The following is a 15,828-nucleotide window of genomic DNA, read 5'->3' as shown; positions in this document are numbered from 1 at the left end:
AATGAGCCAAGGCCCTTTGATAATGCGCAACCCCGTCGATACCGTGCCACCCCTGCCCCGCATCTACGCCCTGGACCCACAGGAGGCGGAGCAAAGCTGGGACAGCGCGCCGCAACTGCTGGCGGCGCTCAACGCTGCCCGGCTGGGCGCCTGGAGCTGGGACATCGATACCGGCCGGATAAGCTGGTCCCGGGGTACCCAGGCGTTGTTTGGCTTCGATCCCCGCCAGCCGCTGCCCAAGGACCTGGAATACCTCGACCTGCTGCCCGCCGAAGACCGGGCCAAAGTGGTGCGGGCGTTTCACGCGGTGCTGGCGGGCGAACCGTTCGCCCAGGCCATGCATCACCGCATCCAATGGCCGGATGGCAGCCTGCACTGGCTGGAAATCAACGGTAGCCTGCAGCCGGAAAAGACCGGTCGCCGCCGGATGATCGGAGTGATCCGCGAGATCACCCAGCAGCGCGAGCGTGAGCACGCCCTCAGCCATTCGGAAAAGCGCTTCGCCACGCTGTTTCACCTGTGCCCGCTGATGGTGCTGCTGACCCGCCAGGCCGACGGCCTGATCAGCGAAGCCAACCAGTACTTCGAAAGCCTGTTCGGCTGGCCGCTGGCCGATGCCATCGGCCGCAGCACCCTCGACCTGGGCCTCTGGGTGCACCCCGAGCAACGCGCGCTGCTGATCAAGGCCACCCAGCGCAAAGGCACCCCCATCACCATGGAGGTGCAGTTTCGCGCCAGCAACGGGCAAATCCACGACGGCACCCTCAGCGCCCAGAAAGTCGAGCTGGACGGCGAGGACTATCTGATCAGTACCTTCCTCGACACCACCGAACGCAAGAATGCCGAGCAAGCCCTCAAGGACAGCCAGGAACGCCTCGACCTGGCCCTGGACTCGGCACAGCTGGGCACCTGGGACTGGCACATTCCCAGCGGCATGCTCTACGGCTCGGCCCGCGCCGCCCAATTACACGGCCTGGAACCCCAACCGTTCCACGAATCCTTCGACGCCTTTTTTGAAGGCATGCCCGACGAAGAGCGCGAGAACATGCGCAACGCCTACCGCACCCTGCGGGAAGGCCCGGCGGGCAACTACCAACTGACCTATCGCGTGCAACTGGAAGATGGCAGCTCCCGCTACCTGGAGAGCCGCGCCCGCCTCTATCGCGATGACCTGGGCGTGCCACTGCGCATGGCCGGGACCCTGCTGGACATCACCGACCAGGTTGAACGCGAGCAACGCCTGATCGCCTCGGAAGAAAAATTTGCCAGCCTGTTCCTCGCCAGCCCCGACCCGATTTGCGTCACGCGCCTGGAAACCGGGCAGTTTATCGAGATCAACCCGGCCTTCACCCAGACCTTCGGCTGGACTGCCGCCGAGGTGATCAACAACAACGCCGAACAGATCGGCCTGTGGGACGAGTCCAGCCAGCGCCTGCAACGCATCGAGCAGGTGATTCGCGAACAGGCCCTGAGCAACGTGGCAATCATTGTCCATCACAAAAACGGCCAGACGCTGACGTGCGTGATTTCCAGCCGTCTGATTCAGGTCGGCGACCAGCCCTGCATTGTCACCACCCTGCGGGACATCACCCAGCAGCAACGCTCGGAAGCGGCGCTCAAGGCCAGCGAAGAGAAATTCGCCAAGGCCTTTCACTCCAGCCCCGACGCGGTGTCGATCACCGAGCGCGATACCGGGCGCTACGTGGAAGTGAATGACGGCTTCTGCCGCCTGACCGGCTACCGCGCCGAAGAGGCGATTGGCCTGACGCTGTACCAGATAGGTATCTGGGCCGATGAAAACCAGCGTGCCGCGCTGCTGGCCGAGCTGCAGATCAAGGGCCGCATTCATCACCTGGAAATGCTCTGGCACAACAAGCGCGGCGACGTGCTGGCGGTTGAAGTGTCGGTGGAACCCATCACCCTCAATGAAACCCCGTGCCTGCTGCTGACCGCCCGGGACGTGAGCCTGCTGAAAAATGCCCAGGCGCAGATTCGCCACCTGGCCTATCACGACCCGCTGACCAACCTGCCCAACCGAGCCTTGCTGATGGACCGCCTGAGCCAGCAGATCGCCCTGCTCAAGCGCCACAACCTGCGGGGCGCCCTGCTGTTTCTCGACCTGGACCACTTCAAGCACATCAATGATTCCCTCGGCCACCCGGTGGGCGACACGGTGCTGAAGATCGTCACCGCGCGCCTCGAAGCCAGCGTGCGCATGGAAGACACCGTGGCCCGCCTGGGTGGCGATGAGTTTGTGGTGCTGCTCAGCGGCCTGGAAGGTACGCGCCAGCAAGTCAGCGCTCAGGTCCAGGAGCTGGCCGATACCCTGCGCGAACTGTTATCCGAACCGATGTTTCTCGACGGCCACCGGCTGCAGGTCACCCCGAGCATTGGCGTGGCACTGATTCCCGATCACGGTTCCACCCCGGCGGATTTGCTCAAGCGCGCCGACATCGCCCTGTACCGGGCCAAGGATTCCGGGCGCAACACCACCCAGATGTTCCACAACAGCATGCAGAAAACCGCCAGCGAGCGGCTGCGCATGGAAACCGACCTGCGCCTGGCCTTGTCTCGCGGTGAATTCAGCGTGCACTACCAGCCACAGGTGGATGCCCGGGGCAACCGGATCGTCGGCGCTGAAGCCCTGGTGCGCTGGCAGCACCCGCAACTGGGCGCGCAATCGCCGACGGAATTCATCAAGGTGCTGGAAGACAGCGGGCTGATTCTGGAAGTAGGCACCTGGATCCTCGACGAGGCCTGCGGGACGTTCGCCCGGCTGATCGCCGAGGGCCTGGTGGACCCGTTGAACTTCAGCCTGTGCGTCAACATCAGCCCACGGCAGTTTCGCCAGAACGACTTTGTCGAACGGGTGGAACGCAGCCTGCGTACTCACCACCTGCCCTTTACACTGCTGAAACTGGAAATCACCGAAGGCATCGTGATCCAGAACCTGGACGACACCATCAGCAAAATGCGCCGCCTGAAGAAACTCGGTGTGAGTTTTGCGATGGATGACTTTGGCACCGGCTATTCATCACTGACGTACCTCAAGCGCCTGCCAGTGGACGCGCTGAAGATCGACCAGTCGTTCGTGCGCGATGCGACCCATGACCCCAACGACGCAGAAATCATCCGTGCCATTGTGGCCATGGCTCGCAGCCTGAACCTGGAGGTGATTGCCGAGGGCGTGGAAACCCCTGAGCAACTGGCGTTTCTGCAGGGGTTGGGTTGCCATCTATACCAAGGGTATCTGCACAGTCGGCCAGTGCCCGCCGAGGGGTTTCGACAGCTCTTGCTGTAGTGCCTAGACCAGCTTTATGGCGAAGCTGCCAGGGTTATTCCAGGTCGACGATGCCAGCGATTCCTTGGAACCATAGAGGTCTATGACGCCGTTTACGGCCACGACTGAATGCTGATAGTTGGCCAGGGTGCCCAACGCTCCATCCGCCAACTCCTGGGCGGTACTTGGCCGTATGAACGCGTAAAGCCCCAGACGGCGGAATGCTTCTCCCGGCACCTCGCCATCGTTGAGGGTGTCCATCGCCACCTCAAAGCTTTGTGCGGCACGGAACTCGTGGTTTTCCAGCTGCGCCCGCTTGGCGCTCACCGCGTATAAAAAATTGGCGTCCTTGAGCAGCACCTTGTCGGTGCCGTTGAGATTGGAATGCTGCTCGGCTTTTTTCAGCTCTTCATGGGTAATGCGCAAGGTGAAACCATCGCGCATGACGACCCCGTAGCCATCTTCTGTTGCACTGATGTGCTTGTAGATACCGGCGGGATTTTGCCCCAGCTTAATCATGGCGGCTTTCATCGCCGAGACGGTCACGCAATTGCCTTCTACGCCCTGGTAGAAGCCTCCCCATATATTGGCCGGCTTGACTCCCACCGGCACACTGGAAAGCTGCAGCGTGTCTTTACCCGGATTAACCAGCACCTCATCCGACAGGGTTTCCTCACCGGTAAGCCTGTAGCCGTAGGTTTTATCGAGCCCCTCCTGCTTCTGGTAGTGATGCTTGACCCCCTCCAGCACCAGGGACGCGCCAAAATTATGGGTATCCATGACACCAAACGCCGCCTTGCCTTGCAGCAGCGTCGAAGGGACGTGTTGCATGAAGCCAACCATGCCCATTCCCTTCAACGCCCGGAGTGATGTTTCACCCGACAAGGTCTTTGTCAGCGCCTCGTTAAAGCTTGCGTTCGCCCCGGGGCCGGAAGCTTCCATCTGCTTACGCTTCACAAACGCGGCAAATATGAAACTGGCATCGCGCATCGCACCAGGATCATTGCCACCAAACCTTGCGGCCTGCGCGCCAAGGCTTAACTCATCGTGAGCGAGTCGAAGGGTAAAGCCATCCTTCATGGTGATCTCATAGCCATTGGCAGACGGTTTTACTTCATCAAACACGTCGGCAGGGCTTTGACCAAACTTGAGCATCATCAGCTTGATGACCGCCGCGTGAGTACTGACATCAAAGTGCTCGCCAAAGCGGCGCTCAGTGGCCGTGAACCCGTTAACGATGTTCTCGGGTTTACGGCTGTTTTTCTCAATAAAGGATCCGTCGAGGGATCAGGTATCACCGGCTTGGGAATATCGATCGGCGCCGGCTTGTCGGGCACTACTGTGACGGCCGGTGGCGTATCCGGAGTGACGGTTTTGGGGTCGGGACCGATCACTTCCCGTAACCAGTCCATAATCGCATTCAGGGACGTTAATACCTGCGCCCAGGCATCATTTCCAACCGCCCGTGGGCCATATACCGTGTTATCAGCAGCGCCTCGAATGCCTGAGGTGCTATTGGCGAGTGTCATTGTCTGACGGCTCTTTTGCGAAAAAGGTACCTGTGTTTGTTCAGTGTGTATAACGTCAATGGCAGAGACAGAGCCGCCCGAAACCGAATAAACCATCTTTCACTTCTCCCTACTTATAACTAACAGGCGACCACGACCCAACCGTATCGAGCCAACTCCCAGGCACAGTTATCCTGCCGGGGAGGTTGACTCGATACCTCACTGCGGGGGGCGCATAAAAAACGGAACCTTACTTAGACGTCAGTCATTCAACGCAGACAACACCTGCGACCGGTATCACACCAACGCAATGGCATCACCGCGCCTTGGCGCGCCACCCTTTTTCCCATACAACTCTTCAATGCCGTTGATCACCGCCACGGAGTGCCCGGTACGGTTGACCATGCCGAGCGTGCCTTTTGCAAGTTCGCTGACCGGTACCTTTTTCATATGGGCCTTGACCCCCAATCGCAGGAACCCTTCCCCCGCCCCTCTTTCGTCTTCACCGTCATTGAGGCTGCGCACCGCCGCGCTATAACTGCGTGCAGCACGGCCATCGTTGTTTTCCATCTGCGCGCGCTTGGCACTTACCGCAAACAGAAAGTGCGCATCCTTGAGCATCTCTTTATCACGGCCGACAAACTTCGCCCCACGGATACCCTCGGCCAACTCCTGATGGCTTAGTTTGAGGACAAACCCGTCACGCATGGTGACCTGAGTAACCCTCGGGTATTTTTTTAACCGTTCTATAGATATCCGTCGGGCTCTGGCCAAACTTCACCATGCACGCCTTGATAGCCGACACCGTCACACAGTTACCATCAGGCCCCTGGCGGAACCCACCCCAGATATCATCGGCCTTGGCCCCACCCCGCTTGCTGGAAAGATCCGGAAGATGAGTTGCCTGGGGATCAGGCATTGGCGTGTCCGGTTTCGGCACGACTTGCGGCTGGGGCACGGGCGTAGTGTCACGCGCAACGTTGGCGCTCTTGTCCGACAGCAGGCTTTGTAACTGGGTAAAAAACCGGGTGAACATTTCAAGCAAGTTGTTAAGTAGCTGTGAACTCTGCTCCGTATCACGGACACCGCCCTGGGCGTTATCGTCACGGGATAAAGCGTTGCTGGTCGCAAAACTTATCCCCCTCGAAGCGTTATTCGCTGTCACTGCCACACCCGGCTCATGCTGCAAGTACTCAGGCTTTATAACCACCCCACTGTTAATCGCCATACCAGTCATACACTCACCTCTATTTACACAGTGCTCCCCGGCGTAACCAAGCACAGGGAGCAACCGCTTTCAGTTAGTTATGTAAATCTGTCAGGGGTTTACGCCTTCGTCCGGCGACCGGTATCAACCCGCCAATCGTTATCGAACCGGTTCCGGCTACGCCGATTGAAGACCTCGTTCGAACGGTCTTCGGCGGGCCCCGGAGCCGTCAAATCCGTCTCCGGCGCAGGGAGCACGTCTGGCGTCACTTCGGGCTGCGGCACTATTGGCGTTTTTGGATCGACTTCGGACTTAACGGGAGGCTGTGGAATGACTGGCGTTTTGTTGTCGATGGCGGGTTTTAACGGCGGCCGTGGCACCACCGGGATTTTGCCGTCGACCGTGGGTGTAACCGGCAGGTGCGGCACTACCACGGTTTTGCCATCGACGTCTTGCGTGACTGTCGTGTGGGGGCCACTTTCGTCTCAGGGTGAGGGCAGTGGCAGTTAAGCACCTGAACGGTCAGGTTAATATCATTCGTCAGCTTATTCTGCTGCTCTGCATCCGGCCTGACATTTGGCACAGGGGCTGGAACCACTTTCGGTTGAGGGTTGCCCTCTGGCATCACCTTCGGCAGGACTTTGGCGTCCGGTTCTACTTTGGGCGCTGGGCCTGGGACTACCTTCGGTTGTGGATTCGACTCTGGCATCACCCTCGGCAGGACACTGGCGTCCGGTACGTCCTTCGGCCCCGGCCCCGGGCCGGGGCCGGGGCCGGGGCCGGGGATTACCCTGGGTTGAGGGCTGGCTTCCGGCATCACCTTCGACTGCGGGCCTGTCTCTGGCGGCACTTTAGGTAAAGGGGCAGCATCAAGCTCCCGCTTGGGTTGCCCCCCTGGGCCGCCAACATGCTGCGTATGGCCTTGAAGGCAAAGTCAAACATCTCAAACAACTTCTCCAGGGCATCCTTGCTTACCGTAACGTTACTGTCTTTTGGCCCTAAATCATTATTACGGATCACGGTAGTGGATAAAACATTGAGCGTCTGGTTATCGCGAGACTTATTAACCACCTGCTCTCGATCCAATGGACGATAGTCAGTATTCATGGGCACAGTAGTATTAATCGACAGATTAGACATGGACTCATCCTTATTCGGAGTTCCTCTGAACCGGTGGGCGGTGCAGGGAACCCGTGTCTTCAATGGGAAGTAAAAACATGCACGAGTGTTGGCACTCCCTACTTTCGTGGGGCGTGAGGTAATTGAGTTCCGATAATCGGGCTTCACATAAGGAAACCATAAGGCGAGCAGAGACTTTCTCCTATGGACATCCATAGAAAAGTCGTGTCCAGCCTCACCCTGTACGAAAACGCGCCCGATACATAGAGCAACAGTCAGTACTGCACGCAATTTAATGAAATCACGGATCCCAAATAAAACGGCGAACCTGTGTTAATTGCCACGCGCGCAAATACTTCAGCCCGGCCGGATCAACCTACTACGTGTAAAAATCCGGCATTACTAAAACCCGAAAAACAAAACAACTTACACATATAAAGAAACCACTCCACACAAAGAATACTTTCGCCACACCGACAACCACCCAGTTACTTCAAGCATTCATGCGCGAGGGTAATTTCAAGCAAAAAAGGGGCGCCCGAGGCGCCCCTGAAATAAACAATGAAACTTCTATATATATAAACTTAATCTTGCAACACCAACGCCTCAGGCCGCTGACCGGGCATCCCCAGCAATCGCCCCACTTGCTCCAGGTCAGTTTCCCGGCGCATCGCCGTAAACAACTCTACCGCCTCGGGGTAGTTGCGGGTCAGCATGGCCAGCCATTGCTTCAAACGACCCGGCGCCTGGCGCTCGGTCAGTTGCTCCACCGATTGCCGCCAGAACTCATGCAGCATTGGCTGCATCTGCGCCCAAGTCATCTCCACCACTTCTTCGCCCGCACGAGCAGCCGCAATCTGCCGGGCCAGGTCAGGGCGAGCCACCAGGCCGCGGCCGAGCATGATGTCTTCGACGCCGCTGATCTCGCGGCAACGCCGCCAGTCTTCAACGCTCCAGATATCGCCGTTGGCGAACACCGGCACCTTGACCACCTCCTGCACACGCGGGATCCACTCCCAGTGCGCCGGCGGCTTGTAGCCGTCGGTCTTGGTGCGCGCATGCACCACGATATGCGCCGCACCGCCTTCAGCCAGGGCGGTGGCGCACACCAGGGCACCGTCCGGGCTGTCGAAGCCCAGGCGCATCTTCGCGGTAACGGGAATATGCGCAGGCACGGCGCGCCGTACGTGCTCGACGATCTGGTTGAGCAGCTCCGGCTCCTTGAGCAGCACCGCGCCGCCACGGGACTTGTTGACGGTCTTGGCCGGGCAGCCGAAGTTGAGGTCGACCACCTGGGAGCCCAGCTCGCAGGCCAGGGCGGCGTTTTCGGCGAGGCACACCGGGTCTGAACCCAGTAACTGGACGCGCAACGGTACGCCGGCAGCGGTTTTGGCACCGTGCAGCAATTCAGGGGCGAGCTTGTGGAAGTACGCAGGCGTGAGCAGGCGGTCGTTGACCCGGATGAACTCGGTCACGCACCAATCAATGCCGCCAACCCGGGTCAGCACGTCCCGCAGGATGTTGTCGACCAACCCCTCCATGGGCGCCAAAGCAATTTGCATGGAAAACACTCAACGAAAAACGTGGCGCAGTTTACGGGTTTCAGGCGCCGGAGGGTAATTCGCCTTGCAGCGCAGGGCCGTAACCCTCAAGAAATTCCGACGGCATGCGCTTGGGCTTGCCGCTGGACAGCTCGATGCAGACAAAGGTGGTTTGCGCTCGCAGCAAGGTGGCACCGTCACGCGGGCGCACCAGTTGGAAGCGTCGGGTCATTTTCAGCCGCTGGTCCCAGTCGACGATCCAGGTGGCCAGCTGCAGCTCGTCGCCTTCGTAGCCCGCCGCGAGGTAATCGATCTCATGGCGCACCACAGCCATGGCGCGATCCAGCCGGCGATACTCGGTGAGGTCCAGCCCCAGGCGCTGGGAGTGGCGCCAGGCGCAGCGTTCCAGCCAGGACACGTACACGGCGTTGTTGGCGTGCCCCAGCCCGTCGATGTCTTCGGTACCGACCTGAAGATCGATGATAAACGGCGTTGCCAAATCCCAGCCCATGCGGTGCTCCCGGTCGATTAATGTCGGCGGGGAGCAGTGTAACCCATGGTTCAGGCGGTTTGGCGCTCCGGCACGTGGCGGCCGGCCAGCAGCGCCAGTACGCCTTCGATCACGCGCGGGTCTGCCAGCACCTTCTGGTGCCCTCCCTGCTCCAGGCGCAGCAGGCGGCTGTCGAACCAGGCGTCATGAATCACCTGGCAGGCTTTGACCGAGACAAAGGTGTCGTCTTCGGCGTGCACGATCAGGCCCGGGATGTTCATTTGATAGTGAGCGACGTCGAGGTGCTTGAGCGGCATGCCCATCGTCAGTTCGACCTGCTGGATAAACGCCGAACGCGCCCGTGCCGGCAAACCGACCATGCCGGCAAAGCCGCGCAATACGTCGAGAAACCGCGAAGGTGCGGCGATGCTGACCAGCGCCTCGGTGCGCAACCCCAACTGCAACGCCAACATCGCACTGGCGCCGCCCATGGAGTGGCCGACGACAGCGTGCAACGGTGGCAGCTCGGCGGCCGCTTCCAGCATGGCGCGAGCAAACAGCAGCACATGGGCCTCACGCCCAGGCGAGCGACCATGGGCCGGACCGTCCAGGGCAATCACCGAATAACCCGCCTCCACCAATGCAGTGATCAGGCTGGCGAATTGCGTTGGGCGCCCTTCCCAACCGTGCATCAACAACACGGCCGGGCCCTGGCCCCATTTCAGCGCCGACAAGCCGAAACGCAAGGTGATGCGCTCCGATTGCGCCAGCAGCGGCAGCTCCCAGTCACGGGGCGGCAGATCCCGGGGCGTCATGAATGCCCGACGCATCTTGCTGGCGACGGTTTGCGGCGCCAGCCGGCCCAAGGTGCCATTGACCCCACGAATCCAGTTCAACGTGCCCATCGCTCATTCCTCAGGCCAGAAGCCGTTCTTAACGCACTGCGGACTTGGCCGCGCGCAACACACGATCCGACAACTCACCCGGGCCCAGGGCGCGGGCCAGCGACAAGCCGCCGATCATCAGCGCCATGTCGGCCAAGGCCTTGTCGGTGTCTTCGGGGCTGGCGGCCAGTTGGGCAGCCATCAGTTCGCAATGCTCGTTCAGGGCCTGACGGAACTCGTCCGGCAAACGGCTCATCTCACCCACGGTGGACGGAATCGGGCACGCCTGGGAAGTGGAGTCGCGGTGTTTGCGCGACAGGTAGAACGCTGCCACCAGGGCACGGCGCTCCTCGCCGGTCAGCGTCGAGTCCATGTCTTCAACAGCGGCACGACGCCGGGCCAGCAACGCGGTGAAGGCCTCCAGCATCAACGCATCCTTGCTTTCAAAGTGCGCGTAGAAACCACCGACGGTGAGCCCCGCGGCGCCCATCACTTCGCCAACACTTGGCTCGGCCGGGCCACGCTGGATCAAGGCGGCGCCGGCAGCTTGCAGAATACGTTCGCGGGTTTGTGCTTTTTTATCGTTCATCGTTGCCTCCGAATCTCATGCTTCGAATATTATTACCATAATAATATTTCGCAAGCCACCGGCATGACCATTGGTCAGAAGAACAGAGCGGGAAGAGAAAGGAGGGATTAGCCAAACGCCAGACAAACAAAAGGGCCATTCAATAATTGAATGACCCTTAAAAATCCCGCAGAGCGGGTAATCGTGGCGTCCCCTAGGGGACTCGAACCCCTGTTACCGCCGTGAAAGGGCGGTGTCCTAGGCCACTAGACGAAGGGGACACAAACCTTCTGTACAACTGATCAGCGCTGAGAACTGATCGATTCAAGGACGGTGTGGCCAGACCTTGAACCTGTAAATTGGTGGAGCTAAACGGGATCGAACCGTTGACCTCTTGCATGCCATGCAAGCGCTCTCCCAGCTGAGCTATAGCCCCGGATTTTTCGCCTCGCGGCGCAGCAGACCTTTCGAACTGCTTGTTGAAACTGGCGTCCCCTAGGGGACTCGAACCCCTGTTACCGCCGTGAAAGGGCGGTGTCCTAGGCCACTAGACGAAGGGGACACAAACCTTCTGTACAACGTGATCAGCGCTGAGAACTGATCGATTCAAGGACGGTGTGGCCAGACCTTGAACCTGTAAATTGGTGGAGCTAAACGGGATCGAACCGTTGACCTCTTGCATGCCATGCAAGCGCTCTCCCAGCTGAGCTATAGCCCCTCGTCGGTGAGGACGGGGCGAATCTTAATGGCGTATTCGAAACGTGTCAAATTTATTTTCAACAATTTTCAAAATTTTTTGCCGAGATAACAATCACTTACCGAGCAAACCCCGGAAAACCGGGGTTTGGCCGTTACAACAGTGTGCTTAAGCGATAGCGCCCAGCAGCTTTTCCCATTCCTTGTTTTCTTTCTTCGACACACCACCAAGCAAATCAAGGGCTTGGCGCAGACGGAAACGCGTCAGGTCCGGGCCCAGGATTTCCATCGCGTCGAGTACGGAGACCGAACTGGCCTGCCCGGTGATCGCGGCAAACATCAGGGGCATGGCATCGCGCAGTTTCAATTCCAGGGATTCAACCACCGCCTGGATCGTCGCGGTGATTGCATCCTTCTCCCACTGGCGCAGGCTTTCGAGCTTCCACAGGATCAACTGCATCAACTGGCGAACCTGGTCACCCGAGAGCTTCTTCGACTCAAACAGCTTGGGATCCGGGTTCACGCCACCGGCAAAGAAGAAACTCGCCAACGGTGCCACCTGGCTGAACGTCTCTACCCTGCCCTGCACCAGCGGCGCGATCTTCATCATGTACTCGGGGTTCAACGCCCACTGCTGCACGCGGCTGGCGAACTCTTCCACCGGCAGGTCACGCAGCCACTGGCCGTTGAGCCACGAGAGTTTCTCGATGTCGAAGATCGGCCCGCCGAGGGACACGCGGGACAAGTCGAAGTTATCGACCATTTCCTGCAGCGAGAACTTCTCGCGCTCGTCCGGCATCGACCAGCCCATGCGGCCCAGGTAATTGAGCATCGCTTCCGGCATGAAGCCCATGCGCTCGTAGAACGTCACCGAAGTCGGGTTCTTGCGCTTGGACAGCTTGCTCTTGTCCGGGTTACGCAGCAGCGGCATGTAGCACAGCTGCGGTTGTTCCCAGCCGAAGTACTCGTACAGCAGGATCAGTTTCGGCGCAGACGGCAGCCACTCTTCGCCACGCAGCACGTGGGTGATGCCCATCAGGTGATCGTCGACCACGTTGGCCAGAAAGTACGTCGGCAGGCCGTCGGTCTTCATCAGCACTTGCATGTCCATGCGGTCCCACGGGATCTCGACGTCGCCGCGCAGCATGTCCGGCACCACGCACACGCCTTCGCTCGGCACCTTCATGCGGATAACGTGCGGCTCGCCGGCGGCCAGGCGCCGGGCCACTTCTTCTTTCGACAGCAGCAGCGCGCGGCCGTCATAGCGCGGGGTTTCGCCACGAGCCTGTTGCTCGGCGCGCATCTGGTCCAGCTCTTCGGCGGTGCAGAAGCACGGGAAGGCGTGGCCCATGTCGACCAACTGCTGGGTGTACTGCTTGTAGATATCGCTGCGCTCGCTCTGGCGATACGGGCCGTGGGGGCCGCCGACGTCCGGGCCTTCGGCCCAGGTAATGCCCAACCAGCGCAGGGCATCGAAAATCTGCTGTTCCGACTCACGGGTGGAACGCAGTTGATCGGTGTCTTCGATCCGCAGGATGAATTCACCGCCATGCTGCTTGGCAAAGCAGTAGTTGAACAAGGCGATGTAAGCAGTACCTACGTGGGGATCCCCAGTAGGCGATGGCGCGATGCGCGTGCGGACGGTGGTCATGGCGGGTCTCGAATTGGCGATAAAACTGAAAATGAAACAAGGGGCGAATGGTAACAGCCCCAAGCCCTTGGGCTCCAGCGTGGGGAGGCGAACAAAGGGCATATGAGACAAGCTCCGGTCTCAAGACTCGACATGGCTATTTGCCAGACCGTTCGCTGGCTATATTCCATTACCTTTTGTTACCGACATGATCGCCATGCCTGCCCCGCTCAAACGCCGCCTGTTTATCTTCCTGTTTATCGTGGTCCTGATCGCCGCGGGCTTTTTCGCCCAGTGGTTCTTCAAGGGCCGCTTTTATGAAAGCACCGACAACGCCTACGTCCAGGGCGAAATCACCCGGGTCTCCAGCCAACTGGGCGCGCGCATCGTCGAAGTCATGGTCGGCGACAACGAACACGTGGAAAAAGGCCAACTGCTGGTCAGACTCGAAGGCGACGACTTCCACCTCGCCGTCGACCGCGCCAACGCCGCCCTGGCCATGCGCGAAGCCGAGCGCGTGCAGGCCCAGAGCAAACTCACCCAGCAAGCCAGCCTGATTGCCGCCAGTGAAGCCAAGGTGTCCTCCAGCCAGGCCACCCTCGGCCGCTCGCAGATCGACCTGAACCGCGCGCAAACCCTGCGCAAGCCCGGCTACGTCTCGGAAGAACGGGTGACCACCCTCGACGCCGACAACCATATCGCCCGTTCCCAGGTGACCATGGCCCAGGCCGACCTGCAGGGCCAGCGCCAGCAGGTCAACGCACTGAACGCCGAGATCAAGCGCCTCGACGCGATGATCGCCAACGCCAGGACCGACCTGGCCCAGGCCGAACTGAACCTGACCCGCAGCGAAATCCACGCGCCCATCAGCGGCCTGATCGGCCAGCGTGCCGCGCGCAATGGCCAATACGTACAGGCCGGCGCCTACCTGCTGTCGATCGTCCCCGACCAGGACATCTGGGTGCAGGCCAACTTCAAGGAAACCCAGATCGGCCACATGCAGCCCGGGCAAACCGCCGAGCTGACGTTTGATGCCTACGGCGACACCCCGATCGAAGGCCGCGTCGCCAACCTGTTCGGGGCCTCCGGCGCACAATTCAGCCTGCTGCCGCCGGACAATGCCACGGGCAACTTCACCAAGGTCGTACAACGGATTCCGGTCAAACTGACCTTCGCCGCTGACAACCCGCTGCAAGGCAAGATCCGCCCGGGCATGTCGGTAACGGTCAAAGTGAACATCCAAGACCCGCACGATGGCCGGTGATCAACTGCTGCCGCCGGTCGGCGAACCGACCCGGCGCGACTGGATCGCGGTGATGAGCGTGATGCTCGGCGCCTTTATGGCGGTGCTCGACATCCAGATCACCAACTCTTCCCTCAAGGATATCCAGGGCGCGCTGTCGGCCACTCTGGAAGAAGGCTCGTGGATTTCCACCTCCTACCTTGTGGCCGAAATCATCATGATCCCCCTCACCGCCTGGCTGGTGCAGCTGTTGTCGGCACGCCGGCTGGCGGTGTGGGTGTCGGGCGGGTTCCTGATCGCCTCGCTGATGTGCTCCATGGCCTGGAGCCTGGAAAGCATGATCGTGTTCCGCGCCTTGCAGGGCTTTACCGGCGGTGCTCTGATCCCGCTGGCATTCACCCTCACCCTGATCAAGTTGCCAGAACACCACCGCCCCAAAGGCATGGCCATGTTCGCCATGACCGCCACCTTCGCCCCCTCCATCGGGCCGACCATTGGCGGCTGGCTCACCGAGAACTGGGGCTGGGAATACATCTTCTACATCAACATCCCGCCGGGCCTGATCATGATCGCCGGGCTGTTGTATGGGCTGGAGAAAAAGGCGTCCAACTGGGACCTGCTCAAAAGCACCGACTACCTCGGCATTGTCACCATGGCCGTGGGCCTTGGGTGCTTGCAGGTGTTTCTGGAGGAAGGCCATCGCAAAGACTGGCTGGAATCGAGCCTGATCCTCAGCCTGGGCACCGTCGCCCTGCTGAGCCTGATCACTTTTGTGATCGTGCAGATGTCCAAGCCCAACCCGCTGATCAACCTGCGCATCCTCGGCAATCGCAACTTCGGGCTGTCGAGTATTTCGAGCCTGGGGATGGGCGTGGGGTTATACGGCTCGATTTATCTGCTGCCGCTGTACCTGGCACAGATCCAGAACTACAACGCCCTGCAAATCGGCGAAGTGATCATGTGGATGGGGGTTCCGCAGCTGTTTTTGATTCCGCTGGTGCCCAAGCTGATGAAATACGTGTCGCCCAAGTGGCTGTGCACCCTGGGGTTCGGGCTGTTCGGATTGGCGAGTTTTTCGTCGGGGGTGCTCAACCCGGACTTTGCCGGCGACCAGTTCAACCGGATCCAGATCATCCGCGCGCTGGGGCAGCCGTTGATCATGGTGACGATCTCGCTGATTGCCACGGCGTACATCCTGCCGAAGGACGCGGGGTCGGCGTCGAGCCTGTTCAATATCCTGCGAAACCTCGGCGGGGCGATCGGGATTGCGCTGCTGGCGACGCTGCTGGATGCGCGTACCAAGACCTACTTTGATTATTTGCGGGAGGCGATTGTGCCGACCAACCCGCAGGTGGCGGAGCGGATGGCGACGTTGACCGAGAAGTTTGGGAGTGAGACGGCGGCGTTGGGCAAGTTAAGTGAGATAGCGCATCAGCAGGCGCAGATCATGGCGTACAACGATGCGTTTCACTTTGTGGGGTTGGCGCTGGGGATCAGCATGGTGGCGATCTTGTTGACCAAGGCGTTGCCGGCGGGGCTCAAGGCTGGGGAAGCCCACTGAATAACTGTGTACACCAAACCTGTGGTGAGGGGGCTTGTCCCCGTTGGGCTGCGCAGCAGCCCCTATAAGAATCACCGCAGTCTTTCAGGCAGAACCGGGTA

The 15,828-nt window shown here is 60.0% G+C and carries 13 protein-coding genes and 4 tRNA genes; 3 read left to right on the top strand and 14 right to left on the bottom strand.

The window, feature by feature from the left end; translation table 11 throughout:
* Nucleotides 1-22: 22 nt before the first annotated feature.
* Nucleotides 23-3,301, top strand: a complete 3,279-nt coding sequence (locus JFV30_RS07115) for an EAL domain-containing protein (RefSeq protein WP_201122710.1) — start codon at nucleotides 23-25, stop codon at nucleotides 3,299-3,301.
* Between the two features lie 3 nt (nucleotides 3,302-3,304).
* On the opposite strand, the gene JFV30_RS07110 is transcribed toward JFV30_RS07115, so the two are convergent.
* From JFV30_RS07110 to gltX, 14 genes are all read right to left on the bottom strand, one after another.
* Nucleotides 3,305-4,438 carry a hypothetical protein gene (locus JFV30_RS07110; protein ID WP_201122708.1) on the bottom strand — a complete coding sequence of 378 codons (1,134 nt, stop codon included), beginning with the start codon at nucleotides 4,436-4,438 and terminating at the stop codon, nucleotides 3,305-3,307.
* Complete coding sequence (locus JFV30_RS07105; RefSeq protein WP_201122705.1) at nucleotides 4,438-4,905, bottom strand: hypothetical protein; 468 nt, start codon at nucleotides 4,903-4,905, stop codon at nucleotides 4,438-4,440. The genes JFV30_RS07110 and JFV30_RS07105 overlap by 1 nt, the downstream gene beginning before the upstream one ends.
* A 180-nt stretch (nucleotides 4,906-5,085) precedes the next feature.
* A complete protein-coding gene (locus JFV30_RS33485; RefSeq protein WP_342215063.1) occupies nucleotides 5,086-5,496 on the bottom strand; it encodes a hypothetical protein in 411 nt (136 codons plus the stop codon).
* Nucleotides 5,489-6,025, bottom strand: a complete 537-nt coding sequence (locus tag JFV30_RS33480; protein ID WP_342215062.1) for a hypothetical protein — start codon at nucleotides 6,023-6,025, stop codon at nucleotides 5,489-5,491. Before JFV30_RS33480 ends, JFV30_RS33485 begins: the two co-directional genes overlap by 8 nt.
* A 786-nt stretch (nucleotides 6,026-6,811) precedes the next feature.
* The gene (locus tag JFV30_RS07095; protein WP_201122703.1) at nucleotides 6,812-7,135 is read right to left on the bottom strand and encodes a hypothetical protein; all 324 of its coding nucleotides are present in this window, start codon (nucleotides 7,133-7,135) and stop codon (nucleotides 6,812-6,814) included.
* Between the two features lie 563 nt (nucleotides 7,136-7,698).
* A complete protein-coding gene (locus JFV30_RS07090; RefSeq protein WP_169387637.1) occupies nucleotides 7,699-8,676 on the bottom strand; it encodes a tRNA dihydrouridine synthase in 978 nt (325 codons plus the stop codon).
* A gap of 40 nt (nucleotides 8,677-8,716) precedes the next feature.
* Nucleotides 8,717-9,166 (bottom strand): acyl-CoA thioesterase, encoded by a 450-nt coding sequence (locus JFV30_RS07085; RefSeq protein ID WP_169387636.1) that lies wholly within the window; start codon nucleotides 9,164-9,166, stop codon nucleotides 8,717-8,719.
* 50 nt (nucleotides 9,167-9,216) lie between these two features.
* Nucleotides 9,217-10,050, bottom strand: a complete 834-nt coding sequence (locus JFV30_RS07080) for an alpha/beta hydrolase (protein ID WP_201122701.1) — start codon at nucleotides 10,048-10,050, stop codon at nucleotides 9,217-9,219.
* Nucleotides 10,051-10,078: 28 nt separating this feature from the next.
* The gene (locus JFV30_RS07075) at nucleotides 10,079-10,618 is read right to left on the bottom strand and encodes a TetR/AcrR family transcriptional regulator (RefSeq protein ID WP_010175770.1); all 540 of its coding nucleotides are present in this window, start codon (nucleotides 10,616-10,618) and stop codon (nucleotides 10,079-10,081) included.
* 184 nt (nucleotides 10,619-10,802) lie between these two features.
* Nucleotides 10,803-10,878, bottom strand: a tRNA-Glu gene (locus JFV30_RS07070).
* Nucleotides 10,879-10,957: 79 nt separating this feature from the next.
* Nucleotides 10,958-11,033 (bottom strand) — tRNA-Ala (locus JFV30_RS07065).
* A 50-nt stretch (nucleotides 11,034-11,083) separates the two neighbouring features.
* Nucleotides 11,084-11,159, bottom strand: a tRNA-Glu gene (locus JFV30_RS07060).
* A gap of 80 nt (nucleotides 11,160-11,239) precedes the next feature.
* Nucleotides 11,240-11,315, bottom strand: a tRNA-Ala gene (locus tag JFV30_RS07055).
* A gap of 147 nt (nucleotides 11,316-11,462) precedes the next feature.
* Nucleotides 11,463-12,944 (bottom strand): glutamate--tRNA ligase, encoded by a 1,482-nt coding sequence (gene gltX / locus JFV30_RS07050; protein WP_025856465.1) that lies wholly within the window; start codon nucleotides 12,942-12,944, stop codon nucleotides 11,463-11,465.
* A gap of 196 nt (nucleotides 12,945-13,140) precedes the next feature.
* Between gltX and JFV30_RS07045 the strand changes: the two genes are divergently transcribed.
* Complete coding sequence (locus JFV30_RS07045) at nucleotides 13,141-14,187, top strand: HlyD family secretion protein (protein WP_169387634.1); 1,047 nt, start codon at nucleotides 13,141-13,143, stop codon at nucleotides 14,185-14,187.
* A gap of 49 nt (nucleotides 14,188-14,236) precedes the next feature.
* Entirely contained in the window at nucleotides 14,237-15,727 is a 1,491-nt protein-coding gene (locus JFV30_RS07040; protein ID WP_201126138.1) for an MDR family MFS transporter, read from the top strand.
* Nucleotides 15,728-15,828 lie beyond the last annotated feature (101 nt).

The organism is Pseudomonas sp. TH32 (genome assembly GCF_016650855.1).
Classification (GTDB): Bacteria; Pseudomonadota; Gammaproteobacteria; order Pseudomonadales; family Pseudomonadaceae; genus Aquipseudomonas.
This window is presented reverse-complemented; position numbering and strand designations above follow the sequence as displayed.